23 protein-coding genes are annotated in these 24,114 nt (G+C 61.0%); 17 read left to right on the forward strand and 6 right to left on the reverse strand.

Going from position 1 to position 24,114, the window contains the following annotated elements:
* Positions 1 to 72 precede the first annotated feature (72 nt).
* A complete protein-coding gene (mrcA, locus tag ACR6A7_RS10680) occupies positions 73 to 2,622 on the reverse strand; it encodes a peptidoglycan glycosyltransferase/peptidoglycan DD-transpeptidase MrcA (protein ID WP_434124837.1) in 2,550 nt (849 codons plus the stop codon).
* 117 nt (positions 2,623 to 2,739) lie between these two features.
* Between mrcA and pilM the strand changes: the two genes are divergently transcribed.
* The 12 genes from pilM to trpS all read left to right on the forward strand — a co-directional run bounded on the left by pilM (position 2,740) and on the right by trpS (position 12,638).
* Positions 2,740 to 3,555: a pilus assembly protein PilM gene (pilM, locus tag ACR6A7_RS10685; protein ID WP_434124838.1), complete on the forward strand. Its 816-nt coding sequence runs from the start codon at positions 2,740 to 2,742 to the stop codon at positions 3,553 to 3,555.
* Positions 3,555 to 4,097 carry a PilN domain-containing protein gene (locus ACR6A7_RS10690; protein WP_434124839.1) on the forward strand — a complete coding sequence of 181 codons (543 nt, stop codon included), beginning with the start codon at positions 3,555 to 3,557 and terminating at the stop codon, positions 4,095 to 4,097. Before pilM ends, ACR6A7_RS10690 begins: the two co-directional genes overlap by 1 nt.
* A complete protein-coding gene (locus ACR6A7_RS10695; RefSeq protein ID WP_434124840.1) occupies positions 4,090 to 4,584 on the forward strand; it encodes a HofO family protein in 495 nt (164 codons plus the stop codon). Before ACR6A7_RS10690 ends, ACR6A7_RS10695 begins: the two co-directional genes overlap by 8 nt.
* The gene (locus ACR6A7_RS10700) at positions 4,574 to 4,960 is read left to right on the forward strand and encodes a HofP DNA utilization family protein (RefSeq protein WP_434124841.1); all 387 of its coding nucleotides are present in this window, start codon (positions 4,574 to 4,576) and stop codon (positions 4,958 to 4,960) included. Before ACR6A7_RS10695 ends, ACR6A7_RS10700 begins: the two co-directional genes overlap by 11 nt.
* Complete coding sequence (gene hofQ / locus ACR6A7_RS10705; RefSeq protein ID WP_434124842.1) at positions 4,899 to 6,182, forward strand: DNA uptake porin HofQ; 1,284 nt, start codon at positions 4,899 to 4,901, stop codon at positions 6,180 to 6,182. The genes ACR6A7_RS10700 and hofQ overlap by 62 nt, the downstream gene beginning before the upstream one ends.
* A gap of 361 nt (positions 6,183 to 6,543) precedes the next feature.
* Positions 6,544 to 7,065, forward strand: coding sequence for a shikimate kinase AroK (gene aroK / locus ACR6A7_RS10710; protein ID WP_033753090.1), 522 nt, complete (start codon positions 6,544 to 6,546; stop codon positions 7,063 to 7,065).
* A 38-nt stretch (positions 7,066 to 7,103) separates the two neighbouring features.
* Positions 7,104 to 8,192 (forward strand): 3-dehydroquinate synthase, encoded by a 1,089-nt coding sequence (gene aroB / locus ACR6A7_RS10715; protein ID WP_434124843.1) that lies wholly within the window; start codon positions 7,104 to 7,106, stop codon positions 8,190 to 8,192.
* A gap of 72 nt (positions 8,193 to 8,264) precedes the next feature.
* Positions 8,265 to 9,299, forward strand: a complete 1,035-nt coding sequence (locus ACR6A7_RS10720) for an SPOR domain-containing protein (RefSeq protein ID WP_434124844.1) — start codon at positions 8,265 to 8,267, stop codon at positions 9,297 to 9,299.
* Positions 9,300 to 9,393: 94 nt separating this feature from the next.
* The gene (dam, locus tag ACR6A7_RS10725) at positions 9,394 to 10,206 is read left to right on the forward strand and encodes an adenine-specific DNA-methyltransferase (RefSeq protein WP_434124845.1); all 813 of its coding nucleotides are present in this window, start codon (positions 9,394 to 9,396) and stop codon (positions 10,204 to 10,206) included.
* Between the two features lie 66 nt (positions 10,207 to 10,272).
* Positions 10,273 to 10,956, forward strand: coding sequence for a ribulose-phosphate 3-epimerase (rpe, locus tag ACR6A7_RS10730; RefSeq protein WP_033753082.1), 684 nt, complete (start codon positions 10,273 to 10,275; stop codon positions 10,954 to 10,956).
* Complete coding sequence (locus ACR6A7_RS10735; protein ID WP_434124846.1) at positions 10,940 to 11,620, forward strand: phosphoglycolate phosphatase; 681 nt, start codon at positions 10,940 to 10,942, stop codon at positions 11,618 to 11,620. Before rpe ends, ACR6A7_RS10735 begins: the two co-directional genes overlap by 17 nt.
* A gap of 13 nt (positions 11,621 to 11,633) precedes the next feature.
* Positions 11,634 to 12,638, forward strand: a complete 1,005-nt coding sequence (gene trpS, locus ACR6A7_RS10740) for a tryptophan--tRNA ligase (RefSeq protein WP_033753076.1) — start codon at positions 11,634 to 11,636, stop codon at positions 12,636 to 12,638.
* 74 nt (positions 12,639 to 12,712) lie between these two features.
* Here trpS and cysG read toward each other — a convergent pair whose 3' ends face one another.
* The 4 genes from cysG to tsgA form a co-directional block, all read right to left on the reverse strand.
* Positions 12,713 to 14,077: a siroheme synthase CysG gene (gene cysG, locus ACR6A7_RS10745; protein ID WP_434124847.1), complete on the reverse strand. Its 1,365-nt coding sequence runs from the start codon at positions 14,075 to 14,077 to the stop codon at positions 12,713 to 12,715.
* A gap of 84 nt (positions 14,078 to 14,161) precedes the next feature.
* Positions 14,162 to 14,488 (reverse strand): nitrite reductase small subunit NirD, encoded by a 327-nt coding sequence (nirD, locus tag ACR6A7_RS10750; RefSeq protein WP_434124848.1) that lies wholly within the window; start codon positions 14,486 to 14,488, stop codon positions 14,162 to 14,164.
* Complete coding sequence (nirB, locus tag ACR6A7_RS10755) at positions 14,485 to 17,025, reverse strand: nitrite reductase large subunit NirB (RefSeq protein WP_434124849.1); 2,541 nt, start codon at positions 17,023 to 17,025, stop codon at positions 14,485 to 14,487. Before nirB ends, nirD begins: the two co-directional genes overlap by 4 nt.
* 175 nt (positions 17,026 to 17,200) lie before the next feature.
* A complete protein-coding gene (gene tsgA / locus ACR6A7_RS10760; RefSeq protein ID WP_434124850.1) occupies positions 17,201 to 18,379 on the reverse strand; it encodes an MFS transporter TsgA in 1,179 nt (392 codons plus the stop codon).
* 262 nt (positions 18,380 to 18,641) lie between these two features.
* On the opposite strand from tsgA, the gene ppiA reads away from it, so the two are divergent.
* The 5 genes from ppiA (at position 18,642) to argD (ending at position 22,017) form a co-directional block, all read left to right on the forward strand.
* Positions 18,642 to 19,214 (forward strand): peptidylprolyl isomerase A, encoded by a 573-nt coding sequence (ppiA, locus tag ACR6A7_RS10765; protein WP_048781616.1) that lies wholly within the window; start codon positions 18,642 to 18,644, stop codon positions 19,212 to 19,214.
* A gap of 111 nt (positions 19,215 to 19,325) precedes the next feature.
* On the forward strand, positions 19,326 to 19,508 hold the full coding sequence (locus tag ACR6A7_RS10770) for a YhfG family protein (protein WP_434124851.1): 183 nt from the start codon (positions 19,326 to 19,328) through the stop codon (positions 19,506 to 19,508).
* Positions 19,495 to 20,091: a putative adenosine monophosphate-protein transferase Fic gene (locus tag ACR6A7_RS10775; RefSeq protein ID WP_434124852.1), complete on the forward strand. Its 597-nt coding sequence runs from the start codon at positions 19,495 to 19,497 to the stop codon at positions 20,089 to 20,091. Before ACR6A7_RS10770 ends, ACR6A7_RS10775 begins: the two co-directional genes overlap by 14 nt.
* Positions 20,092 to 20,132: 41 nt before the next feature.
* On the forward strand, positions 20,133 to 20,708 hold the full coding sequence (locus ACR6A7_RS10780; RefSeq protein WP_434124853.1) for an aminodeoxychorismate synthase component II: 576 nt from the start codon (positions 20,133 to 20,135) through the stop codon (positions 20,706 to 20,708).
* 88 nt (positions 20,709 to 20,796) lie between these two features.
* Positions 20,797 to 22,017 (forward strand): bifunctional acetylornithine/succinyldiaminopimelate transaminase, encoded by a 1,221-nt coding sequence (gene argD / locus ACR6A7_RS10785; RefSeq protein WP_434124854.1) that lies wholly within the window; start codon positions 20,797 to 20,799, stop codon positions 22,015 to 22,017.
* On the opposite strand, the gene ACR6A7_RS10790 is transcribed toward argD, so the two are convergent.
* Positions 22,018 to 24,093, reverse strand: coding sequence for a YccS/YhfK family putative transporter (locus ACR6A7_RS10790; protein ID WP_434124855.1), 2,076 nt, complete (start codon positions 24,091 to 24,093; stop codon positions 22,018 to 22,020). It abuts the gene before it with no gap.
* Positions 24,094 to 24,114 lie beyond the last annotated feature (21 nt).

A 24,114-nucleotide genomic window follows, 5' to 3' on the forward strand; every position in this document is an offset into this window, starting at 1 on the left:
ACCCGCGTTAGCACATTCCAAAATAAAAAGGCCGACAGCGATGTCGGCCTTTTTTGCTACTTACGGCAGGGCTTAAAACAGCTCGTGGCTCTCGCCGTTATCCATAATGGTAGTGCCGACGTCGTGCACCGAGTATTCCGTCGGCTGCGTGCCGTTGATGAAGTACTCCTGGCGCGTATTGCCGCCGCCGTTGGCCAGCTTGCCGGTGCTGCGGTCGATGGTCACCGTGACGATGCCGTCCGGCGGCGTCAGCGGCTGCTCCGGCACGCCCTCCAGCGCGCTCTTCATATAGTCATCCCACGCCGGCTGCGCGCTTTTTGCGCCGCCTTCATAACCGGAAATCTGGTCAGGGATCGCGCCCGACAGCGTGCTGCGGCCCAAATCGCGGCGCGCGTCGTCAAAGCCAATCCACACCGAGGTCACTACGCCGGGACCGTAGCCGGAGAACCAGGCGTCTTTAGAACTGTTGGTGGTGCCGGTTTTACCGCCGATATCGTTGCGCTTCAGATCGCGCGACGCACGCCAGCCGGTGCCCATCCAGCCCGGTTCGCCAAAGATGTTAGAGTTAAGCGCGCTCTTGATCAGGAACGACAGCGGCGTGTTGATCACATGCGGCGCATACTCCTGTCCATCGGGCTGCGGCTGAGCAGGAACCTGCTCCAGCGCGGGCTGCGGCGCTGGCTGGTTCTGGTTCTGATCGGAGGTCGCGACGTTTTCTACGCTCTCCTCGTTCAGCGCCAGCGCCTTGCGGGTTTCGCCGTAGATCACCGGCAGATTGCACTGCGGGCAGGCGATGCGCGGTTTCGCTTCGAAAATAACGCCGCCTTGCTCGTTCTCGATCTTGCTGATGAAGTACGGGTCGACCAAAAAGCCGCCGTTCGCCATCACGGAGTAGCCGCGCGCCACCTGCATCGGCGTAAACGACGCTGCGCCGAGCGCCAGCGATTCGGTATGCACGATATTCTGCGCCGGGAAGCCGAAGCGCTGCAGATATTCTGCCGCGTAATCGACGCCCATGGCACGCATGGCGCGCACCATCACCACGTTTTTCGACTGACCTAATCCCTGACGCAGACGAATCGGACCATCATAGGTAGGCGGCGAGTTTTTCGGTCGCCAGTCGGCGCCCGCGCCCGCATCCCAGCGCGAAATCGGCACGTCGTTCAGGATCGAGGCCAGCGTCAGACCGCGGTCCATCGCCGCGGTGTAGAGGAACGGCTTGATGTTCGAGCCGACCTGACGCAGCGCCTGGGTGGCGCGGTTGAACATGCTCTGATTAAAGTCGAAGCCGCCGACCAGCGCGCGCACCGCGCCGGTCTGCGGATCGAGCGACACCAGTGCGGAGTTGACGTCCGGCACCTGCGCCAGCCACCAGCCGTCACCGACTTTACGCACCCAAATCTGCTGACCCGTCTGTACTACCTGCGTCACGCTTCTCGGCGTTGGGCCCTGCACGGTATCTGACTTGAACGCGCGCGCCCAGCGTACGCCAGCGAGGCCCAGCGAGACGCTGGTGCCATCTTTCAGCATCGCGGTCGCCTCGTCGCTGCTGGCCTGCGTAACAACGGCAGGCAACAAAGGCCCGTAAACCGGCAGCGGTTTCAGCGCTTTCAGGATCTGCTCCTGACTCCAGGCGGGCTCGCCCACTTTCCACAGCACGCTGGTCGGCCCGCGGTAGCCGTGACGCATATCGTAGGCCAGCACGTTGTTGCGTACCGCCTCCTGCGCCGCCTGCTGGAGACGACGCGTCACGGTGGTATAGACCTTGTAGCCGTCGTTGTAGGCGCCGTCGCCGTAGCGCTTCACCATCTCCTGGCGCACCATTTCACTCAGATAAGGTGACGAGAAGGCGATTTCCGGGCCGTGATAGCTCGCTTCCAGCGGCGCGCTGCGCGCTTCATCAAACTGCTGCTGGGTGATGTAGCCCTGATCCAGCATGCGCGACAGCACGACATTGCGACGCGCCAGCGCGCGGCTGTGGGAGTAGAGCGGGTTAAAGGTAGAGGGGGCTTTCGGCAGACCGGCGATCATCGCCATTTCGCTCAGCGAAAGCTGGTCTACCGGCTTGCCGAAGTAAACCTGTGCGGCGGCGCCGACGCCATAGGCGCGATAGCCGAGATAAATCTTGTTCAGGTAGAGCTCGAGGATCTCATCTTTATTCAGCAGCTGCTCAATGCGAATGGCGAGAAATGCCTCCTTGATCTTGCGCATCAGCGTGCGCTCAGGGCTCAGGAAGAAGTTACGCGCCAGCTGCTGCGTAATGGTGCTCGCGCCCTGAGAAGCATGGCCGGACATCAGCGCGATGCTGGCGGCGCGGAAAATGCCCACCGGATCGACGCCGTGATGCTCATAGAAACGGCTGTCTTCCGTAGCGATAAAGGCTTTGATCAGCTCGGGTGGCATCTGCTGCAGCGTCAGCGGAATACGACGCTTCTCGCCGTACTGGGCGATCAGTTCACCATCCGCGCTGTAGACCTGCATGGGCGTCTGCAGGCGCACATCTTTCAGCGTGTTAACGTCGGGGAGCTGCGGCTCTATATATTTGTACAAACCATAAATCGAGCCAGCTCCCAGCAAGATGCAACACACTGCAAGGATTAATAAATACTTTACGAACTTCACCTGGAGTTTCCCATCTGTTGTCGTTTGAGCAGTTTATAAACAACCGCGCGGTAGTATAAAGGCAAGCCAGACGCTTTGATATGTCCTTTTACCCCTGTAGATAAGGAGATCGCGCGCATGGCTTTTCAGACATGGCAAGTCGGACTGGATATTCAGAATACGCAGCTCTGCGCTCTCGCTATACAGCGCCGGCGCGGCGGCTGGCAGCTGTGCCGCTGGTGGCAGCAAGGGCTGCCGCAAGATACGTTAAGAAACGGCGTGCTGCAATCTTCGCCTGAATTACAGGTGGCGCTGCGCACGTTGCAAAAGCAGCTGCCGCAGCGCTATTCGCTGCGCGTCGGTCTGCCTGCGCAGCTGGTGCTGCAGCGGCCGCTGGCGCTACCGAGCCAGCATCTGCAGGAGCCTGCGCTGGGACGTTACGTAACGGCGGCGGCGCAGCGGCTCTTTCCGGTCGAGCCGGAAGCGCTGGCGCTCGACTATCGCGCCAGCGAAGCGGACCGCCAGCTTTACGTGACCGCCGCCCGGCAAGAGGTCATCACCCGATGGCTGACGCCGCTGCGGCAGAGCGCGCTGCGACCGGCGGTTTTTGAGCTCACGACCCATGCGCTGGCGCTCGCGGCGCGCGCCGCAGGCTTGAATGATGACGCCGCGCTGCTGATCGGTCACGACGCGCAGTGGCTCTGGTACAGCCGCGCCAGCGAGAACGTGGTCGGCAGCGCCAGTATAGAGACCGCGCCCGAGGAGGTGAGGCAGCGCTGTTTCCCGCAGGCCAGCGCGCTGTTCGGCTGCGCGCCGTCGCCCTGTCTGCTGCCCGAGGCCTTCTTCTCTTTTTCACCGTTTAGCCTGTTCGCTTATCGCCAGCCGCCGCTGCCCCAGCAGGAAGCGGCGTTTTGCATTGCCGCCGGGCTGGCGCTGCGTCCAGAGGATAGCTGATGATCGCGGTGAATATGCTGCCGTGGCGGTATGCGCGTCTGCGCCGCCAGCGGCGCGCCGTGCTGGCGCTGACGGCGACGCTGCTGCTGGCGCTGACGCTGACGGCGGCATTCGCGCGATGGCGTCTTGAGCGCGTCAGCCAGCATCTGCTCAGCGCCCAGAGCGAGACGCATCACGCGCTGACGGCGATGGCGCAGCGGATTAGCCAGCGGCGCGAACTGCAGCAGCAGCTGGCGGTGCAGCAGGCAACGTGGCGGCGCGCGCAGCGTCACGTCGACGACCTGATGCGCTGGCACCGGTTCTGGCAGGCGCTGCCGCTGCTTTTGCCGCAGCCGGTCTGGCTGGAGCGCGTAGAGAAAATGCCGACGCAGCTGCGCATTGAGGGGCGCGCGCAGGAGGTGCGGGCGATAGGCGAACTGCGGCGGCGTCTTAACGAGGCGGCGCTCGTCGCCAGGGTGCGGCAGGGCAACGTTGAGCGCCAGCCGAACGGCGTCTATCGCTTTACGCTGTACGCGCATCTTGAGGAGATGGCGGATGAATAGCGCGCTGGAGCGCTGGCTGCATCTGCCGCTGCGCCAACAGATCGGCATAGTAGCGGCGTGCTTTGCCGCAGCGACGCTGGCGCTCTGGCTACTGCTTTTGCGGCCGCAGCAGTTAGCGCAACAGGCGCTGCGCGCCGATATTGCCCGGCTTGAGCAGAAGTATCAGCAGCAGCAGGCGCAGCTTAATGCGCTGCCTGATGAGGCGTTGCTGCGCGCGCAGCTGGCCGATAGCGCGCGTCAGTCTGAGACGTCCTTCCGCGCCGTGCCGCTTGACGCCGTTCTGGCGGCGCGCGGCAGCCAGCTGCTGGCATGGCAGCCCGAAACAGAGCCGCGCACCCTGACGCTGCTGCTGGCGTGGGAGCAGTTCCTGCCGCTGTTTGCCGAGCTGGCGCGCACCACCGTCTCGTTTCCGACACGTTTTCTGCTGGAGGCGCGGCAGGGAAAGGTGCAGGCAACGCTCTGGCTGGAGAGCGACGATGCGCGCTAAGTGGCTGCTGCTCTGGCTGGCGGCGGCCACGCTTTATGCCGCGCCGCGCGATCCGTTTCAGCCGCCGCCGGAGATCCGGTGTGAGCCGCCAGCCGCGCTAACCGGCTGGCGGCTGCAGGGGGTGCTGGGGCGTGCGCCGCGCCTGCGTGCCTGGCTGACCTCCCCACAGGGGGAGATCATCAAAATTGCGGCAGCGGAGCGCCTTCCGCTGCCAGGCTGGCGACTGAGCGCGATGGCGCCTCGCAGCCTGACGCTCACCGCAGGCAGCGGCTGTGCGCCGCAGTTCGTCACTCTTTCTCTTAAAGGAAGCGCCCATGCTCAGGATGACACTCTTACTGCTGGCGAGCCTTTGGCTCGCGCCCGTCCAGGCCACTGACAATCTCAACGACGATAGAGAGGGCCAGCGGCTCAGCCTCAACTTCGACGACGCGCCGGTCGAGCGTATTCTGCAGGCGCTGGCGGATTATCAGCATGTGAATCTGTTAATCGCGCCAGGCGTGGAGGGCCGGCTGTCGCTGCGCCTCGACGACCTGCCCTGGCGGCAGGCGCTGTCGCTGGTGACGCGGCTGGCAGAGCTTACCGTGGTGGAAGAGGAGAATGTGCTGCTGGTTTACCCTGACAGCTGGCGCCAGCTAAAAGAGCAGCAGGCGCAGGCGGTCAGCGCGCAGCAGGAGCCGCTGGCGCTGCGCGCCGTCACGCTGCGCTACGCCAGTGCGACGGAGGTTTACCGCAGCTTTCAGGGCGAGCGGCAGGCGCTGATGACGCCGCGCGGCAGCGTCACCCTCGACGCGCGCGCCAACGCGCTGCTGCTGCGCGATACGCCAGCGGCGCTCAGCGATGCCGAACGCTGGCTGCGGGCGCTGGATGTGCCGCTCGAACAGGTAGAGCTGGCGGCGCATATCGTCACCATCAGCGAAGAGACGCTGCGGGAGCTCGGCGTGAACTGGAACCTGCCAGCAGGGGCGGACGCCGTAACCGACGCGCTGCGCAATCCCCGGCTGGCGATTCCGCTGGCGGTCAGTTCGCCGGGGATCACCGCAGGCGTGACGCTGGCGCGGGTCGGCGGTCGGCTGCTCGATCTGGAACTCAGCGCGCTGGAGCAGGAGAACCAGGTCGAGATTATCGCCAGCCCGCGTCTCTTCACCTCGCACCAGCAGAAAGCGATGATCAAACAGGGCAGCGAAATTCCCTATGAGGTGTCGGCGGGTAACAGTGGCGCAACCACGATCGAATTTAAAGAGGCGGTGCTGGGCATGGAAGTCACGCCCAATGTGCTGGGCAACGGGCGTATCCAGTTAAAAATCCGCATCAGCCAGAACGTGCCGGGCCGCGTGGTGCAGAGCGGCGACAGCAGCGTCCTCTCTATTGATAAGCAGGAGATGGAAACCCAGGTCACGCTGAAAGATGGCGAAACGCTGGCGCTGGGCGGCATTTTTCAGCAGCAGCGCAGCCAGGGCGAAAGTCGCGTGCCGGTGCTGGGTCAAATCCCACTGCTGGGCGCGCTGTTTCGCCATCAGACCGCGGAAAATAAAAAACGCGAGCTGGTCATCTTCATTACGCCGCGATTGGTCAGGGAAGCAGCGCTTTCCGCCGGATAAACCGGAAAATGCGCTCCCCAGTGCCAACTGCGTTGACGCAGGACAGGAATTAGCTTACAAGGTTTAGCGATTTTTAGAACGCTGTAACCGTCCCGACGGCGCGTATCCGTCAGGGTCAGATATCTCTTCTGTAGGCGGCGCGTAAAAAGCGCAGCGCTAATGCGCATCGTTTCGCATATCGCACACCGGCCCCGCGAGGGGAATGCCGGAGGGCGATTTATTCGGTTGCCAAACGCCCTTGAGTGTTGAGATAATTTTTCGTCTGACTCTTGCTAACGCTCATGAGGTCTCAGTTCCTGTCCCGCCAGCAATATCGCTGAACGCGGGGTATCATCAACGAATTCTTAGTAATACCGACAAAATGGCAGAGAAACGCAATATCTTTCTGGTTGGGCCGATGGGTGCCGGCAAAAGCACTATTGGTCGTCAGTTAGCTCAGCAACTCAATATGGAATTTTTCGATTCCGATCAGGAAATTGAGCGACGTACCGGAGCGGATGTGGGCTGGGTATTTGACGTCGAGGGCGAAGCTGGATTTCGTGACCGCGAAGAAAAAATCATTAACGAGCTGACCGAAAAGCAGGGCATTGTCCTGGCGACCGGCGGCGGTTCCGTCAAATCTCGAGAAACACGCAATCGTCTCTCCGCCCGCGGCGTCGTGGTCTATCTTGAAACCACCATTGAGAAACAGCTGGCACGCACGCAACGCGATAAAAAGCGTCCGCTGCTGCAGGTTGATTCGCCGCCGCGTGAAGTGCTTGAAGCGCTGGCGGGCGAGCGCAACCCGCTCTATGAAGAGATCGCGGATGTCACCATTCGTACTGACGATCAAAGTGCGAAAGTGGTGGCCAACCAGATTATCCACATGTTGGAAAAAAACTGATCTAACGCCGAAAGGCTCAGTAACAGGTATCGAGCATCATGGAGAAGATCACCGTCTCACTGGGAGAGCGTAGCTATCCCATCACCATTGCCGCCGGACTGTTCAAGGATCCGGCTTCTTTTTGGCCGCTAAAAGCGGGCGATAATGCAATGCTGGTCACCAACCAGACGCTGGAGCCGCTCTATCTTGATCGGCTTTCGGCGCGGCTAACGGCCGCAGGCGTTAAAGTGGACCAGGTGATTCTACCCGACGGCGAGCAGTACAAAACGCTGGCCGTGATGGATGATGTCTTTACCGCGTTGCTACAAAAGCCGCACGGTCGCGACACCACGCTTATCGCGCTGGGTGGCGGCGTGATCGGCGATCTTACCGGCTTTGCGGCCGCCAGCTATCAGCGCGGCGTGCGCTTTATTCAGGTGCCCACCACGCTGCTGTCGCAGGTCGATTCTTCGGTTGGCGGCAAAACGGCCGTCAACCATCCGTTAGGCAAAAACATGATCGGCGCCTTCTACCAGCCTGCTTCGGTGGTGATCGATACCGACTGTCTGCGCACGCTGCCGCCGCGCGAGCTTGCTTCAGGTCTGGCGGAAGTGATCAAATACGGCATTATTCTGGACGGCGAGTTCTTTAGCTGGCTGGAGCAAAATCTCGATGCGCTGCTGGCGCTGGATGAACAGGCGACTGCCTGGTGCATTCGCCGCTGCTGCGAGCTTAAAGCGGAGGTTGTCGCGGCCGACGAGCACGAACATGGTCTGCGCGCGCTGCTGAACCTGGGGCATACCTTCGGCCATGCTATCGAAGCGCATATGGGCTACGGCAACTGGCTGCACGGCGAAGCGGTCGCGGCGGGCATGGTCATGGCGGCGCGCACGGCGCAGCGTCTGGGCCAGTTCAGCGAGGCCGACACGCAGCGGATTATCACACTGCTGCAGCGCGCGGGTCTGCCGGTGCACGGCCCGGAAAGCATGACGGCGGAAGCGTATCTGCCGCATATGCTGCGCGACAAAAAGGTGCTGGCAGGCGAGCTGCGGCTGGTGCTGCCGCTGGCGTTAGGCCGCTCCGAAGTGCGTGGCGGCGTGGCGCATGATATGGTGCTGGCTGCGATTAACGACTGTCAGAAACCCTGAACATAAGCAGTTAAGTGGTGACGCGGCGCGCGGGGTGCGCATGGCCGAATGCCGCTTTACGGAGGAGGCAAAATGGATGAGTTTAAACCGGAAGACGAGTTAAAACCTGACGCCAGCGACCGCCGTCCCTCGCGCCCGCGTAAGACGGCTTCCGCCCCTAAAGTGCCGGTTTCGCGCCAGCATATGATGATGGGTATCGGCATTCTGGTGCTGCTGCTGTTGGTGCTCGGCATTGGATCGGCACTGAAAGGTCCGGACGGAAGCAAACCGGCGGCAGGCAAAGAGGCGGCTAACGCGCCGGCATCCGGCGGTAGCAGCGGCGAAAAAAGCATCGATCTTTCCGGCTCGACGCCAATGAGCGGCGGCCAGACGGCGCCGGCTGAAGGCGCGACCGCAAACAGCGCGCCGACCGATAGTACGACGTCGCGCGACGTCTCTATGCCCCCAGTCTCCTCTACACCGACCCAGGCGGCGCCGGCAGAAGCGCCAGCCAGCCAGCAGCGCGTCACCCTGCCAGGCGATCTCAACAGCGCGCTGACCAATCAGCAGCAGCAGGTCGACAGCGCCGCGCAGGGCGGCAGTTCGCTGCCGACCGCGCCTGCAACCGTCAGCGGCAGCGCCGGCAACGGCAGCATTAGCGCGCCTGCGGCGACGCGCCCGACCACGCAGCGTCCCGCGACGCACACGTCGCGCGAACCGGCACATAAATCGTCGACCGCCAGCCGTCCGACGGCCAGCGAAAGCCGCACCCATACCACGCCAGCGCGTCCTGCTCTTAACGGTGCGACAGGCGGCGGCACGGCAGCCAGCAGCACGACCGGCAACGGCGCGGCAGCGAAATCGGTGCCAGGCGGCAACTACACGCTGCAGCTGAGCGGCGCCTCGCGCGCGGAGAGCCTGAACGCCTGGGCAAAGAAACAGAATCTCAGCGGCTATCACGTCTATAAAACCACTCGCAACGGCCAGCCGTGGTACGTGCTGGTGAGCGGCTCTTATGCCACCTCGGCAGATGCACGACGCGCCGTTGCCTCGCTGCCCGCAGAAGTTCGCGCGCAGAACCCCTGGGTGAAGCCCGTAAGTCAGGTTAAGAAAGAAGCCAGCCAGTAAACTATGTGGGGCCGGTTAAGCCGGCCCCGTTGATAAGCGCCGTTCTGCTGTCGGTCCGCCACAGCTCCACAATAAGATGTATAACCACGACAGCATGAAGAAAAATCGCGCTTTCCTGAAATGGGCAGGAGGCAAATATCCTCTGATGGAGGATATCCGTCGTCATCTGCCGCAAGGCGACTGTCTGATTGAGCCTTTTGTCGGCGCGGGTTCGGTGTTTCTTAACACCGACTATGAGCGCTACCATCTGGCGGATATCAACAGCGACCTGATCAATCTCTACAACATCGTTAAGCACCGCAGCGCGGCCTTTATTGAGGATGCGCGTCGACTTTTTTCGCCGGAAGGCAATACGTCGGAGTGCTACTACCAGCGCCGCATCGCCTTTAACGCCAGCCGCGACCCCTACGAGCGCGCGCTGCTGTTTCTCTATCTCAACCGTCACGGCTACAACGGCTTATGTCGCTATAATCTGCGCGGCGAGTTCAATGTGCCTTTCGGCCGCTATCGCAAACCTTATTTTCCAGAAGCGGAACTGCTGTGGTTCGCCGAGCGCGCGCAAAAGGCGACCTTTGTCTGCGAATCGTACGATGTTACCCTGACCAATGCGCAGGCGGGTTCGGTGGTCTATTGCGATCCGCCCTACGCGCCGCTGTCGGCGACGGCCAATTTTACGGCTTATCATACCAACAGCTTTAGTATGCGCGAGCAGCAGCATCTGGCGGAGCTGGCGTCACGACTGGCGGTTGAGAGCCGCATACCGGTTCTGATCTCTAATCACGATACCGCTCTGACGCGTCTCTGGTATCAGGATGCAGTATTACACGTGGTGAAAGCGCGGCGTTCTATCAGCCGAAGCATAACGGGTCGCACACAGGTTGACGAACTGCTGGCACTTTACTGCTAGTCTGTTTCGTCCGCGACCAGGCATTACGTCAGCCGCAAGGCTGGCGCACAACATTGGGAGAATCGGATGAAACAATATTTGCTGGCCCCTTCAATCCTGTCGGCGGATTTTGCCCGCCTGGGTGAAGATACCGCAAAAGCGTTAGCCGCCGGCGGCGACGTGGTGCATTTCGACGTGATGGACAATCACTACGTTCCCAATCTGACAATGGGGCCGATGGTGTTGAAAGCGCTGCGCGACTACGGCATTACCGCGCCGATTGACGTACATCTGATGGTTAAGCCGGTCGATGCGCTGATCCCGGACTTCGCCAAAGCCGGCGCCAGCTATATCACCTTTCATCCCGAAGCGAGCGAGCACGTTGACCGCACGCTGCAGTTGATCAAAGAGCACGGCTGCAAAGCGGGCCTGGTATTCAATCCGGCAACGCCGCTGAGCTATCTCGATTATGTGATGGATAAGCTCGACGTGATTTTGATTATGTCGGTCAATCCGGGCTTCGGCGGCCAGTCCTTTATTCCCGGCACGCTCGATAAGCTGCGCGAAGCGCGCAGGCGCATCGATCACGGCGGCTACAACATTCGTCTGGAAGTGGACGGCGGCGTCAAAATTGACAACATCGCGCAGATTGCCGCCGCCGGTGCCGATATGTTCGTCGCCGGTTCGGCGATTTTCGGCCATCCCGACTACAAGAAAGTGATTGATGAAATGCGTCACGAACTGGAGAAGGTTAATGGCTCATTTCACTGATATACGCGCGCTGGCGTTCGATCTCGACGGAACCCTGGTGCACAGCGCGCCCGGCCTGTCGCAGGCGATTGACCTTGCGCTGGCTGACTTGCAGCTGCCGCCGGCAGGCGTGGAGCGTGCCTCGACCTGGATCGGCAACGGCGCAGACGTGATGATGTCGCGCGCGCTGACCTGGGCGCTGGGTCGGGAGCCGCAGCCCGATCAACAGCGCGACGCGCGCGCCCTGTTCGACAAACACTACGCCGCGACGGTAGAGGCGGGCAGCACGCTGTTTCCGCAGGTGAAAGAGACGCTGCTGGCGCTGCATGCCAAAGGGCTGCCGCTGGCGATCGTCACCAACAAACCGACGCCGTTCGTCGCGCCGCTGCTGGAATCGCTCGGCATCGCCGAGGCGTTTACGCTGGTTGTCGGCGGCGATGACGTTATCGTGAAGAAACCGCATCCGGCCGCGATTTTTCTGGTGCTGGGCCGCTTCGGCGTGCTGCCGAATCAGCTGCTGTTCGTCGGCGATTCACGCAATGACATTCAGGCGGCGCAGGCCGCTGGCGTACCCAATGTCGCCATGACCTACGGCTACAACTACGGCGAACCGATCGCCGACAGCAAGCCTGACCTGACCCTCGACTCTTTTGATGAACTTTTGCCCCTCCTCGGGCTGCACTAATCAGGACACAAGTATGAGCAAACCCATTGTTTTCAGCGGCGCACAGCCGTCCGGCGAACTTACCATTGGCAACTATATGGGTGCGCTGCGTCAGTGGGTGCAGATGCAGGACGATTTCCACTGCATTTACTGCATCGTCGATCTGCACGCTATCACCGTTCGTCAGGATCCGGCGGCGCTGCGCAAGGCGACGCTGGATACGCTGGCGCTCTATCTCGCCTGCGGCATCGATCCCAGCAAGAGCACGATCTTCGTGCAGTCGCACGTGCCGGAACATGCTCAGCTGAGCTGGGTGCTGAACTGTTACGCTTATTTCGGCGAGCTGAGCCGCATGACGCAGTTCAAAGATAAGTCGGCGCGCTATGAAGAGAATATTAACGCAGGCCTGTTCGATTATCCGGTGCTGATGGCAGCAGATATTCTGCTCTACCAGACCAATCAGGTGCCGGTAGGCGAAGATCAGAAGCAGCACCTTGAGCTGAGCCGCGATATCGCGCAGCGCTTTAACGCGCTCTACGGCGATATTTTCCGCGTACCTGAGCCGTTTATTCCAAAATCGGGCGCGCGCGTGATGTCGCTGCTGGAGCCGACGCGCAAGATGTCCAAATCGGACGATAACCGCAATAACGTTATCGGCCTGCTGGAAGATCCGAAGTCGGTGGTGAAGAAGATCAAGCGCGCCGTGACCGACTCCGAAGAGCCGCCGGTGGTGCGTTACGACGTCAAAGAGAAAGCGGGCGTCTCGAACCTGCTGGATATCCTTTCCGGCGTTACCGGCAAAACCATCGCCGAGCTGGAAGCGGAGTTCGAAGGCAAGATGTATGGCCACCTGAAAGGCGCGGTGGCGGATGCGGTATCGGGCATGCTCACTGAGCTTCAGGAGCGCTACAACCGCTATCGCAACGATGAAGCCTTCCTCGAGCAGGTGATGCGCGACGGCGCGCAGAAAGCGCGTGAGCGTGCGCAGGAGACGCTGAAGAAGGTGTACGAAGCGATTGGCTTTGTTGCCGCGCCCTGAAACGGTAGCGAAGGTGACTGACATAAACGGCGGGTTTGAACCCGCCGTTTTTATTTCTGCTTTCCGCAGCCGGCTTAAAACCAGCGCAGCCGATCGCGCAGCGACACCACGCTGCCGATAATCATCAGCGACGGACTCTCGACCTGCTGCGCCAGCTCGCTGAGCCGATCCAGCGTGCCGGTCACCACGCGCTGTCGCGTGCTGGTGCCGTTCTCAATCAGCGCCGCCGGCATATCCCCGCGCATGCCGTGACGCATCAGCTGCTGCTGAATATGCGGCGCCTGTGACAGCCCCATATAGAACACCAGCGTCTGCTGCTCAGCGGCCAGCTTCTCCCACTCCAGCGAACTCTTCTGCTGCAAATGTCCGGTCACCAGCCGCACGCTCTGGGCATGATCGCGATGCGTCAGCGGAATGCCGCTGTAGGCCGAGCAGCCTGACGCCGCCGTGACGCCTGGCACCACGCTGAACGGAATATGATGCGCTGCCAGCGCCTCCAGCTCCTCGCCGCCGCGGCCGAAAATAAAGGGATCGCCGCCCTTTAGCCGCACGACGCGCCTGCCGCGCTGCGCCTGCTCCAGCAGCAGCTGATTAATCTGCGCCTGCGGCACGCAGTGGTGTCCGGCGCGCTTGCCGACGAAAATGCGCTCCGCGTCGCGGCGCACCAGGTTAAGGATCTCCTCGGAGACCAGCCGGTCGTAGACAATGACGTCCGCCTGCTGGATCTGCTGCAGTCCTTTCAGCGTCAGCAGCCCCGCGTCGCCCGGCCCGGCGCCGACCAGCGTCACCTCGCCCCGAGCGGGCAGCGCCTCGCTGAATAACCCGTCGACCAGCTGCTCCGCGCGCGCGCCGTCGCCGTTGGCCAGCGTCTGCGCCAGCCGATCGCTGGTGAAAAAGCGCTCCCAGAAAAAGCGTCGCTGCGCCATCGAGGCGAAACGCTGCTTAACGCGCGCGCGCAGCGTGTCCGCCAGCGACGCCAGCTGGCCGAGGTGCTGCGGCAGCATCGCCTCGATTTTTTCGCGCAGCAGGCGGGCCAGCACCGGTGCGCAGCCGCCGGAGGAGACCGCCACCATCAGCGGCGAACGGTCGATAATCGACGGCATAATGGCGCTGGCCTGCTCCGGCGCGTCCACCAGATTACAGAAAATACGGCGCGCGTCAGCAGCCTGCGCCACCTGCTGATTCACGGCGTCATCATCGGTAGCGGCGACCACCAGCCAGCACGCATCCAGCCAGGCGTCGTTGAATGCCCCCGGCATCAGCATCAGCTCGCCGCGCTCGGCCCACTGCTGGAACGCTGGGGAAAAGTGCAGTGCGCCGACATGCAGATCGGCGCCGGCGGCCAGCAGCAGCCGCGCTTTGCGTTCGGCGACGTCGCCGCCGCCTACCAGCAGACAGCGTTTGCCCTGCAGGCGACAAAAAAGGGGAAAGTAGTCCATAGCGCATCCTGAAAGCGAGAAGAGGGGCAGGGCGCCGACGCGCGGGGCGTCGGCGGCGTAGCCTACATCAGGGCGAGAAGAGGATCAGGCGCAAACCTCGACCTTGCCCGCGTTGACGCGAACGGGGTAAGCGGCGACCGAGCGCGACGCATCCTCCATACAGCAGCCGTCGCTGAGGCGAAAACGCTGTTTCTTCAGGGGACTGGCCACCCAGAGGCTGCCCTCATGCTCGGCGATAATGCCACGCGACAGCACGCTGGCCTGGGCAAAGGGATCGATATTGCTGATGGCGAACAGCTCGCCATCGTCGCGCGGCCGAAAAATGGCGATTTGCTGGTTATTTACCAGCGCGCATACGCCGGTAGCGGGCAAAATTTGCTGCAGATCGCAGACGGGCGTCCACTGGCTCATACTTCGCTCTCCTCGATCAGGGTGACGGCGATGCGCTCTTCCGGCCGCGCCGGACGATGCTGACTGCGTTCGGCCACCATCTGCACGTTGGGGTCGCGCAGCGGCGCGTTGATAAAGTGCGCGAAGCGCGCCTGCTGTGCGGGATCGTCTACCGCTTCTTTCCATTCACACCGCGCCTGGGCGCGCAATTCGCTCAGCTCCGCCTCCAGCTTGCTGTTGATGCCCAGCTTGTCGTCAACGATCACGCTGCGCAGATAGCCGATACCGCCTTCCATGCTCTCCAGCCACAGCGAGGTGCGCTGCAGCCGATCGCCGGTGCGGATGTAGAACATCATAAAGCGGTCAAGGTAGGCGATCAGCGTATCGCTATCGAGGTCGGCCGCCAGCAGATCGGCGTGGCGCGGCTTCATGCCGCCGTTGCCGCAGACGTAAAGGTTCCAGCCTTTTTCCGTGGCGATAATGCCGACATCTTTGCCCTGCGCCTCGGCGCATTCGCGCGTGCAGCCCGAGACGCCGAACTTCATTTTGTGCGGCGTACGGATGCCTTTGTAGCGATTCTCCAGCGCGATGCCGAAGCCAAGGCTGTCGCCGACGCCGTAGCGACACCAGGCGCTGCCAACGCAGGTTTTCGCCATGCGCAGCGCTTTGGCGTAGGCCTGGCCGGTTTCAAAGCCCGCGGCGATAAGCTGCGACCAGATAGCGGGCAGATCGTCTTTCTGCGCGCCGAACAGGCCGATGCGCTGCGAGCCGGTAATTTTGGTGTAGAGGTTGTAGCGTTCGGCGATCTCGCCAATCACCTTCAGGCCCTGCGGCGTGATTTCTCCGCCGGGCGAACGCGGGATCACCGAGTAGGTGCCGTCTTTCTGGATGTTGCCGAGGAAGAGATCGTTGCTGTCCTGCAGCGGCGTATGCTGCGGCGCCAGCACAAAGTCGTTCCAGCATGACGCCAGCAGTGACGCCACCGTAGGTTTACAGACTTCGCAGCCGTAGCCGGTACCATACTTCGCCAGCAGCGCGTCGAAGGTTTTGATCTCCTCGACGCGGATCAGGTGATAAAGCTCCTGACGCGAGTAGGGGAAGTGAGCGCAGAGGTGGTTGTTGACCTCAATGCCCTGACGGCTCAGCTCGGCGTTAAGCACCTGCGTCACCAGCGGAAGGCAGCCGCCGCAGCCGGTACCGGCGCGGGTTTCGCTCTTCAGCGCGGCGACGGTATGGCAGCCGCCCTGAACCGCTTTGATAATGTCGCCTTTGCTGACGTCAAAGCAGGAGCAGATCTGCGCGCTATCCGGCAGCGAATCGACCCCTATTACCGGCTTCTCGCCGCTGCCGGCAGGCAGGATAAGCCCCTCTGGATTTTCCGGCAGCGGAATGGCGTTGAGTACCAGCTGCAGCAGATTACCGTAGTCGCGGGTATCGCCCACCAGCACCGCGCCGAGCAGGGTTTTGTTATCTTTGCTGACGATCAGGCGTTTGTAGATGGAACGGCTCTCATCCAGCCAGACGTAGCTGCGCGCGCCCGGCGTACGACCGTGCGCATCGCCGATGCCGCCGACGTCCACGCCGAGCAGCTTGAGTTTGGCGCTCATGTCGGCGCCCTGAAAGGTGCTGTCGCGGCCGGTTAAGACGTCGCTCGCCACCTGCGCCATCTTATAGCCCGGCGCCACCAGGCCGAAGACGCGATCCTGCCAGGCGGCGCACTCGCCGATGGCGTAGATCGCCGGATCGCTGGTGCGGCAGCGGTCGTCCACGGCGATGCCGCCGCGCTGGCCGAGCGCCAGACCGCACTGCTTCGCCAGCTTGTCCTGCGGACGTATGCCGGTGGAGAAGACGATAAAGTCCACGTCGAGCGCGCTGTCGTCGGCGAACGCCAGCGTTTTGCCGCCCGCGGCGTGGTGCACGATCTGACGGGTATTTTTGCTGGTGTGCACCTGCACGCCCATCTCTTCGATTTTACGACGCAGCTGCTCGCCACCCTGGACGTCAAGCTGCTCCGCCATCAGCACCGGCGCGAACTCGATCACGTGGGTTTCCACGCCAAGATTTTTCAGCGCGCCCGCCGCTTCGAGGCCGAGCAGGCCGCCGCCGATTACCGCGCCGCGTTTGCTGCGGCGCGCGCAGGCTTCGATGGCGTTGAGATCTTCGATGGTGCGATAGACGAAGCAGTCGGCCCCTTCCGCGCCCTTAATCGGCGGGATCCAGGGGTAGGATCCCGTGGCGAAAATCAGCGTGTCATAACGCACCGCGCGGCCGGTATTGGAGTGGATCAGCTTCTCTTCGCGGTTGATGGTGATGGCGCGCTCGCCCAGCAGCAGATTGACCTGATGTTTTTCATAGTAGCCTTCGCGAACCAGAGAGAGTTCTTCGGCGGTATGGTGAGAGAAGTAGGCGGAAAGGTGAACGCGGTCATAGGCGACGCGGGGCTCTTCACAGAAGACGGTTAATGCAAACTGGCCGGGGTCGGCTTTGTCGATTAGCTCCTCAATAAAGCGATGCCCAACCATGCCGTTACCGATAACGACGACATTGTGCTTGCTCATGCTTGCCTCAAAATTGCGGGAATTGAGGCTACAATAGCGCGCCGTTTTTAGCCCATATTGATATACATCAAGCGCGTTTCCGTATACCTATTTTGAGGTATATTGCTGTTTATGAAGCATTTTTTGTAAGTTATTCGATTTACTAAAAAAAGGGCGGCCTGCGCCGCCCTCTTCATCAGTGCATCACGTGGCCATGCTGGCGGTGTCGGGTAACAAAGCCCAGCAGCACACACATCACGAACACCACGGCGTAGAGACCGTTCGCCGTCAGCAGCGCGGCATGGACGCCGCCTTGCTTCACAATCGGGCTGGTCACCACGAAGGTCAGCATGGTGCCGACCGTGCCGCAGGTAAGAATAAAGTTCACCAGCTTCGGCGAGGAGACTCTGGTCTGCAGCGAGCCGAGCGTAATAATGGTGGTGTAGATGGCGCTGGAGCTGAAGCCCAGAATCATGATCACCCAGCGCAGCATGCTGGCGTCTGTGGTACTGACGAACCAGTACATCAGCAGCGTCGCCAGACCGGCCAGCACCATCAGGATGCGTTGCAGATCGAAGAAGCGCAGCAGGAAGCTAAAGACCCACATGCCGACCATATAGGCGGTCCAGAAGTTGCCGACCAGCTGGCCCGCGCTGGCGATATCCATGCCCATGGTTTTGGTGGCGTACTCCGGCACCCAGGAGATAAAACCGAGCTGGCCCAGGATGTAGCAGAGCGCGGCCACGGCGAGAAACAGCACGCCGACGCCCCATTTCTCTCTCTCCACCGTCGGGCTGTTTTCCGGTTTGCGCAGCACCGGGAACTCGACGCACAGCGTCAGAATGAAAATGGCGACGTAGATAATCCCGATGCAGACATAGACCCAATACCATGGCAGCGCGCGCGCCAGCAGGATGCCAGCCAGCACTGGAAAGAGCGTGCCGGCCATGCTGAAGAAGGAGTCGGTGAACAGCAGACGCGAACCGCGCTGACGGCCTTCATACAGATGGGTGATCAGGAAGGTGCCGATCGACATGGTGATGCCGCTGACGACGCCCAGCACAAACATGCAGAGCGAGAAGACAGAGAGATCGCGGCTGGTCATCAGGCCCAGCACCGCCAGCACCATCAGAATAAAGCCGAAAATCAGCTGGCGCTTCAGCGGCACGATAACCATCAGCCAGGCGTTCAGAAAGACCGAGACCAGAATGCCAGCGTTAAGGAAGGTAAAGGTATTTCCCATGCTCTCAATCGGCAGCTGAAAATCCTTCGCGATGTCGCCCATGACCATGCCGGTGACGATCACCAGCGCGCCGGTCAGCGCGTACGAGAAAAAGCTTATCCAGGTAAGCCCGATACGATTACGATTTGTCATGTTTTGAACCTGTGGAAAACAGAGAGGGCGGCGTAAAACTGTCAGAAAGTGTAAACGGAACTGTGATCTTAATAAATAAAGACTGAAAATCAGTTTTCATATTTCATTCATAATGTGATTTGCGTCACGTAAACGTTTGCGCGGGCGAGAGTGCCAGCTTGAGCAACCCGTGCGTAAATAACGGTAAAAGGCTAGCTCTTGTATTTTATGCTCTTTACAATCAGTGTCGTTAAAAGCTGCTCTCCAAGGTAAGGACTCATTCATGCTTAAACGTACTCTTACAGCGGCGGTCGCCCTGTTTGCGCTCTCATCCGTTTCCGCCTCGGCGCTGGCTGCTAAGGGCGATACGCACGTCCTGTTCACCACGTCCGCCGGTAATATCGAACTCGAACTCAATAATCAAAAAGCGCCGGTTTCGGTGAAAAACTTCGTCGACTACGTCAACAGCGGTTTTTATAACAATACGATTTTTCACCGCGTAATACCGGGCTTTATGGTGCAGGGCGGCGGTTTTACCGCTGATATGCAGCAGAAACAGACCAATGCGCCAATCAAAAACGAAGCGGATAACGGCCTGCGCAACCTGCGCGGCACCATCTCTATGGCGCGCACCGCCGATAAAGACAGCGCTACCAGCCAGTTCTTTCTGAATGTCGCCGATAACGCTTTCCTTGATCATGGCCAGCGCGACTTTGGCTACGCGGTATTTGGTAAAATTGTGAAAGGAATGGACGTGGCGGATAAAATCGCCCAGGTCCCGACTAAAGATGTCGGCCCTTATCAAAATGTGCCGGTAAAACCTGTAGTTATCCTTTCCGCCAAAGTCTTGCCCTGACCTTTAGCGCCGCTATCCCCTGGCGGCCTCGCCTTGCCCGTCTCCGGCAAAGGGAAAATTTGCTCCTATACTCAGCTTCGAGAGTGTGGACAACCCTGAGCAGGAGGCGGCATGGCAAACAAACTCACCGATAAACAGAAAAATACGCTCTGGCAGCAGCGACGCATCGCCAGCTATCAGGCCAGCTGTCGGCTGGATGGCTTAACCCTGGCGGAGCCTGCCAGCGCTTACGAACAGGCTAACGCGGCCGAAGCGCGACTCGATTCGCTGAGGAGGCAGTATGGTGCCGAATAGCAGCGTTGCCCGCGATCCCTATCTGTGGCAGAACGACGACGTGCTAAAAAACCGTCTGGATATTCACGACGCCGCGCAACTGCGCAAGGCGGAGCTGGCGTTCAGCGCCGCGCGCCTCGCCACGCTTGAACTAGGACCGGCCACCATCGGCCTGCCTTTCCTGCGCCATATTCACCGCACGCTGTTCCAGGATGTCTACGCCTGGGCGGGCGAGCTGCGCACTATTGATATCTGGCGCGACGACACGCCGTTTTGCCACTTCGAGTACATCGAAAAAGAGGGCAATGCGCTGATGGACGCGCTGGAAGAGGAGGAGGGGTTGCGCAATCTGGAAGAGGCGGATTTCGCGGCGCGTATCGCGCACTACTACTGCGAAATCGCGATGCTGCATCCGTTCCGCGAAGGCAACGGTCGCACCCAGCGCATCTTCTTCGAGCAGCTGGCGCTGCATGCCGGCTATTTTCTCGACTGGCAGAAGGTTGAGCCAGCAGAGTGGCACCAGGCCAGTCAGGCGGGTGCAGACGGCGATCTGGCGCCGCTGGAGGCGCTCTTTGCCCGCGTCGTGAGTCGCGCCAGCCTGTAAAACGCGTAGAATAGCAGCGGTTTTCTCAGTCAGGACGGACTATGCTGCTGCTTATCGACAACTATGATTCCTTTACCTGGAATCTTTATCAATACTTCTGCGAGCTTGGCGCGCAGGTGCGCGTAGTACGCAACGACGCCATCACGCTGGAAGAGATGGCGGCGCTGCCGCTGTCGCATCTGGTGATTTCGCCAGGGCCCTGTACGCCCGACGAGTCAGGCATTTCGATGGCGGCGATCCGCCACTTTGCCGGGCGCATTCCGGTGCTCGGCGTCTGCCTGGGCCACCAGGCGATCGCCCAGGCCTATGGCGCAAGCATCGTGCGCGCCCGCCAGGCGATGCACGGCAAAACCTCTGCAATTGCCCACAACCAGCGCGGTGTGTTCCGCAACCTTAACCATCCCCTGACCGTGACGCGCTACCACTCTCTGATCGTGGCGTGGGACTCACTGCCTGACGCGTTCGAGATCACCGCCTGGAGCCTGAGAGAGGGCGAACCGGATGAGATCATGGGCTTTCGCCATCGTGAAATGGCGCTGGAAGGGGTGCAGTTTCATCCGGAAAGCATTCTGAGCGAGCAAGGGCACCAGCTGCTGCGTAATTTTCTTGAATCCTGAAGTTATGTTTGCCTTCAGATGATTTATTATGCATATTTTATGACTATTATTTCACTTTGGCTCAATAAATAATCAAAGGTGGTCGTCGATGGCAGCGGAGAAAATTGCGGTAACTCGGGAAACGTTCGATAACGTCATTTTGCCTGTTTATGCACCCGCGCAGTTCGTGCCGGTCAAAGGCAAGGGCAGCCGCGTCTGGGATCAGCAGGGCAAAGAGTATATCGACTTTTCCGGCGGCATCGCCGTTACGGCGCTGGGACACTGTCATCCGGCGCTGGTCGAGGCGCTGAAAACGCAGGGCGAAACCCTGTGGCATCTGAGTAACGTTTTCACCAACGAGCCTGCGCTGCGCCTTGCCAGCAAGCTTATCGCCGCCACCTTCGCCGATCGCGTCTTCTTCGCCAACTCCGGCGCGGAAGCGAACGAGGCGGCTTTCAAGCTGGCGCGCTACTACGCCTGCCAGCGCCACAGCCCGTTCAAAAGCAAAATTATCGCCTTCCACAATGCGTTTCACGGCCGCACGCTGTTTACCGTTTCCGTCGGCGGACAGCCGAAATATTCTGACGGCTTTGGGCCAAAACCGGCGGATATCGTGCACGTTCCTTTCAACGATCTTGAGGCGGTAAAAGCGGTTATCGACGATCATACCTGCGCCATTGTGGTCGAGCCGATTCAGGGCGAGGGCGGCGTAATGCCCGCGACGCCAGAGTTTATGCAGGGGCTGCGCGCGCTGTGCGATAAGCATCAGGCGCTGCTGGTGCTGGACGAGGTGCAGAGCGGCATGGGGCGCAGCGGCAAGCTCTTCGCCTGTGAGCACTACGGCGTGACGCCGGATATTCTTACCACCGCCAAAGCGCTGGGCGGCGGTTTCCCGGTCAGCGCCATGCTGACCACTCACGAGATCGCCTCAACCATGTCGCCGGGCGTACACGGCACCACCTATGGCGGCAATCCACTCGCCTGCGCGGTTGCGGAAGCGGCGCTGGACGTGATCAATACGCCGGAGGTGCTGGAAGGCGTTCAGGCGCGTCGCGAGCAGTTCGTCGCCGCGCTAAAGGCGCTCGACGCGAAGCGGGATCTCTTTTCGGAGATTCGCGGCAAAGGGCTGCTGATCGGCGCGGCGCTAAAGCCGCAGCACGCCGGTAAGGCGCGCGACATCCTTAACGCCGCCGCGGCGGAAGGCGTGATGGTGCTGGTGGCGGGCACCGACGTGATCCGTTTCGCGCCGTCGCTGGTGATTGAGCCCACCGATATCGAAGAGGGCATGGCGCGCTTCGCCCGTGCGGTAGAACGCGCGTTGACCGCCTGACTATCCTTTCCGCAAATGTCTGATGAGCCAGCGGCCATGGTGCGGCCGCTGGCTCCACGCCAGCGACGAGATGGTATGCATCACGTTAAGATGCTCCAGAATGCGCTTCACATGCTGCTCCAGAATCGTCGTCGGCCCTTCATCCAGGTTCTCTACGCCCGCCATCACGTTAGTTTGCGATCCCGGTCCGTCATACTCCAGCCGCTGCTGGCAGCGCTGCAGCGCCACTTCACACGACTGCAGATAGCGCTGCGCCAGGTCCGGCGTCAGCATGGTGTGCTCGCGGGCGAGGATGGTCATGGCGTTGATATGCTCGACGATAAACTGGCTGTGCGTCACCCACAGGCGCATATCTTTCAGGTACTGGGCGTTGAAGCCCGGCTCCTGCATCGCCTGGTTGAGCGAGTTGAAGAGCGCGTTATGCGCCTGATTGACCTGCATGCGCTGCCAGGCCAGCTTCTTCGCCTCCTGCTCCGGCCCCAGCAGCAGCCGCAGCGCATCCTGATAGGTTTCCAGCGCGTCGTGGGCGTTTTGACGCAGCAGCCCGCTTTGCCACTGCGGCCACAGCCACAGCATACCGCCGAAGGCGATCAGGCAGCCCATTAGCGTGTCCATCAGACGCGGCAGCAAGAACTGCGCGCCGTTCAGCGACAATAGCTGCAGCGAATAAACCGCCGTCACGGTAAAGCCGATCATCGACCAGCCGTAATATTTACGCGTCACCAGATAACTCACCAGCGTCACTATCAGCATAAACAGCAGCACCAGCGATTCCGGCACCGCGAAACGCAGCGAGGCGGCGGCGATCGCCAGGCCGGCAAAGGTACCCAGCGCCCGGTGCTGGATGCGCACCCGCGTGGCGCTGTAGCCGTTCTGGCTGACGAACATAATGGTCATCAGGATCCAGTAGGGTTTGGGAATATCGAACAGCAGCGCCAGCGCGCTGCCGAACATCAGCATCACGGCGAAGCGCGCCGCGGTGCGCAGCGCGGCGGACTTCAGCGAAAGATAGCTGCGCAGCGCGGGCAGCAGCGGCAGGCGGCGCTGGCGATCGGTCATCAGGTCACGCTGATAGAGCGGTTTTTGCGTGCGCAGCACGCGCGCGATGCGGCTGAAGTGGTAGGAGCAGAAGTGGCCCACGGGATTGTCGGGATGCTGGCGGGCGATCTTCTCCAGCGCGCCGAGCGGCTTATCCATATCGAATCGACTCGGCAACTGATGGTAGAGAATGGCGTCGGCCAGCGCGCGCAGCCGCGCCGAGATGATTTTGGCGTTCCAGCGGATCACCGCTTCCGCATGGCTGCGCTCTACCAGCTTCTGCACCTCTTCCGGCTGATGCAGGCTGACGGAGATATGCTCCTGCAGGTCGAGCGCCACCTGGAACGCGCGCGTCAGACGTTTATGGCTGTTGTCGCGGCTGGCGGAGAGCATATGCATCTGCTGATAACAGGTATTGATCAGATCGACCGCTTTCTGCTGGCGCGCCAGCAGCGGCGGCAGCGCCTTTTCCGGGTCGGTAAGCTGGGTCAGCAGGGTATATTTCGCGTCGCAGTAGTCCGCCAGCTCGCGGTAGATCAGGCTCAGGGTTTCGCGCATCGGCTGCTCTTTCCAGAGCCAGAACCAGAACCAGTTAAAGAGTCCGTACCAGAGCGTGCCGCCGATATAGAGCAGCGGTGGCACATAGATTGGCATGCGGCCGATCAGGCTCAGGGTAAAGATGGCCGCCACCAGCGTGCCGGAGAGCAGACGGCCGTGCAGCGGGCTGATTTCGCCGGTGACGCCCAGCAGCAGCGGCAGGGCAAAGAGCACCGCAGGCAGCGGTACCCCTTTCAGGGTTAATAGCTGGATGAGAAAGCTGCCGAGCGCGAACAGCGAGCCGCCGACGATCAGACGTTTGAAGAAGCGTTTATGGGGCGTATCCAGGCCCGCCACGTTGCAGCAGGCGGGAACCAGAGAGAAGAGCAGCCCTTTTTGCAGATCGCCGAATAACCAGCCGAGCGCCACCGGAATGCAGAGCACCAGCGTCTGCCGCAGGGCATAGTTAACTTCGGGGTGATAGATGATTCGGCGCCACATCACTTCACTAAAAGCAGTAGC

The organism is Pantoea phyllosphaerae (genome assembly GCF_051025595.1).
Lineage (GTDB): Bacteria > Pseudomonadota > Gammaproteobacteria > Enterobacterales > Enterobacteriaceae > Pantoea.

Bases quoted from the DNA above. Each gene is read 5' to 3' on its own strand.
- pilM (WP_434124838.1), top strand. From the start codon at position 2,740: ATGGCTTTTCAGACATGGCAAGTCGGACTGGATATTCAGAATACGCAG.
- ACR6A7_RS10690 (WP_434124839.1), top strand. From the start codon at position 3,555: ATGATCGCGGTGAATATGCTGCCGTGGCGGTATGCGCGTCTGCGCCGC.
- ACR6A7_RS10695 (WP_434124840.1), top strand. From the start codon at position 4,090: ATGAATAGCGCGCTGGAGCGCTGGCTGCATCTGCCGCTGCGCCAACAG.
- ACR6A7_RS10700 (WP_434124841.1), top strand. From the start codon at position 4,574: ATGCGCGCTAAGTGGCTGCTGCTCTGGCTGGCGGCGGCCACGCTTTAT.
- hofQ (WP_434124842.1), top strand. From the start codon at position 4,899: ATGCTCAGGATGACACTCTTACTGCTGGCGAGCCTTTGGCTCGCGCCC.
- aroK (WP_033753090.1), top strand. From the start codon at position 6,544: ATGGCAGAGAAACGCAATATCTTTCTGGTTGGGCCGATGGGTGCCGGC.
- aroB (WP_434124843.1), top strand. From the start codon at position 7,104: ATGGAGAAGATCACCGTCTCACTGGGAGAGCGTAGCTATCCCATCACC.
- ACR6A7_RS10720 (WP_434124844.1), top strand. From the start codon at position 8,265: ATGGATGAGTTTAAACCGGAAGACGAGTTAAAACCTGACGCCAGCGAC.
- dam (WP_434124845.1), top strand. From the start codon at position 9,394: ATGAAGAAAAATCGCGCTTTCCTGAAATGGGCAGGAGGCAAATATCCT.
- rpe (WP_033753082.1), top strand. From the start codon at position 10,273: ATGAAACAATATTTGCTGGCCCCTTCAATCCTGTCGGCGGATTTTGCC.
- ACR6A7_RS10735 (WP_434124846.1), top strand. From the start codon at position 10,940: ATGGCTCATTTCACTGATATACGCGCGCTGGCGTTCGATCTCGACGGA.
- trpS (WP_033753076.1), top strand. From the start codon at position 11,634: ATGAGCAAACCCATTGTTTTCAGCGGCGCACAGCCGTCCGGCGAACTT.
- cysG (WP_434124847.1), bottom strand. From the start codon at position 14,077: ATGGACTACTTTCCCCTTTTTTGTCGCCTGCAGGGCAAACGCTGTCTG.
- nirD (WP_434124848.1), bottom strand. From the start codon at position 14,488: ATGAGCCAGTGGACGCCCGTCTGCGATCTGCAGCAAATTTTGCCCGCT.
- nirB (WP_434124849.1), bottom strand. From the start codon at position 17,025: ATGAGCAAGCACAATGTCGTCGTTATCGGTAACGGCATGGTTGGGCAT.
- tsgA (WP_434124850.1), bottom strand. From the start codon at position 18,379: ATGACAAATCGTAATCGTATCGGGCTTACCTGGATAAGCTTTTTCTCG.
- ppiA (WP_048781616.1), top strand. From the start codon at position 18,642: ATGCTTAAACGTACTCTTACAGCGGCGGTCGCCCTGTTTGCGCTCTCA.
- ACR6A7_RS10770 (WP_434124851.1), top strand. From the start codon at position 19,326: ATGGCAAACAAACTCACCGATAAACAGAAAAATACGCTCTGGCAGCAG.
- ACR6A7_RS10775 (WP_434124852.1), top strand. From the start codon at position 19,495: ATGGTGCCGAATAGCAGCGTTGCCCGCGATCCCTATCTGTGGCAGAAC.
- ACR6A7_RS10780 (WP_434124853.1), top strand. From the start codon at position 20,133: ATGCTGCTGCTTATCGACAACTATGATTCCTTTACCTGGAATCTTTAT.
- argD (WP_434124854.1), top strand. From the start codon at position 20,797: ATGGCAGCGGAGAAAATTGCGGTAACTCGGGAAACGTTCGATAACGTC.
- ACR6A7_RS10790 (WP_434124855.1), bottom strand. From the start codon at position 24,093: ATGTGGCGCCGAATCATCTATCACCCCGAAGTTAACTATGCCCTGCGG.